The 1240-nt window shown below is 40.1% G+C and carries 1 protein-coding gene; it reads right to left on the bottom strand.

The window, feature by feature from the left end:
• Positions 1 to 41: 41 nt before the first annotated feature.
• Positions 42 to 1037: an IS110 family RNA-guided transposase gene (locus IIF7_RS20560; RefSeq protein WP_084843554.1), complete on the bottom strand. Its 996-nt coding sequence runs from the start codon at positions 1035 to 1037 to the stop codon at positions 42 to 44.
• Between the last annotated feature and the right edge of the window lie 203 nt (positions 1038 to 1240).

Genomic DNA, 1240 nt, shown 5'->3' with positions numbered 1-1240 from the left:
CCGTATTCCAAGATCAAAAACAAACCATTTTCAATAAAATTTTAAGCAGCATATTTACATAGATCCACATAAGGGGTTTGTCGTTTGATCACAGCAAACGCCCTGGATAAGAGCTTATTTCTAACATTGTTTAAAGCGATCATCTTTGGTTTGCCTTCTGCTACTTTTCTTTGATAATATTCCCGTAATTCCCCGTCGTGCTGAATGGCAGAGACACTAGCCATACTCAGCAGGCTTTTCATCTTTCGGTCACTCATTGGATGACCTTTGGCGCGTTTGAAGACACTGGTCCCTGAACTATGTTCAAAAGGTGCCGTACCACAGTAACTCGAGAACTGTCGCCAACTACTGAAACGTTCAAAGTTACAGGTATGATAAATCAACTGGCAGGCCAGGATTCGTCCTACCCCTTTTAAACTGGTCAGCAACTTATAATTCTTTCCAAGCGCTTCTTCTCTCTTTAATAGCTGATCGATTTGCTTTTCAAGTTTGAGGATTTGCTTACTTAAATAAGCTATGGTATGTTTTAAACTCTTACAGCTTACATCTGTGGAAGGACTCGATAAAAGTCCGGTAAGCTCCTCTAAAGTGCCCATAAGGCCAGTACGATTCCGAACTAATTGATCCCGTAAGCTTAAAAGTCTACCCAGCTCCAGCAAGGCTTCATCCCGAATGCTGCTGCATACTAACTCTTCCCGATGCAACCAGGCATACCGGGCGATCATTTGAGCGTCTACCCGATCTGATTTAGTCCGAACCAGTCCGGAAGATCTTTTAATGACGATCGGATTCTCCTGAACATAATCTAAACCGTTAGTCTGCATAAAAATAGCAAGCTTCAGGGAATAGTTTCCCGTATGTTCAAAACAGTATAAAACCGATTTTTCGGTTTCTGAAAATTTACAAACCCATTTAATAAGGGAAACATAGCCTGACCTGGTATTATCAAACACCCGATGTTTACTATAGTTATGAATGAAAACATCTAAGGTTTTTTTGGACACATCGATCCCTACAGCTAATTGGTAATTTTTCATATCTTTAAAATCGATTTAAAATGAAGTTGCGGAAACTATCTCCTTTAAAGGGTCCCATTAAGACCTGGTATTCCAATTAGTTCTTCGCAACACTAGTAGAAGCTAAGGGGACTCTTACGATTAATGGTGCCTAACTAGAGACCGTTATAGTTCTCCCCTTAGTTCTCTCTTAATATATAAAACAAAGTAAAGGAGACCGTTGG

Source organism: Zunongwangia atlantica 22II14-10F7 (assembly GCF_002094855.1).
GTDB lineage: Bacteria > Bacteroidota > Bacteroidia > Flavobacteriales > Flavobacteriaceae > Zunongwangia > Zunongwangia atlantica.
This window is presented reverse-complemented; position numbering and strand designations above follow the sequence as displayed.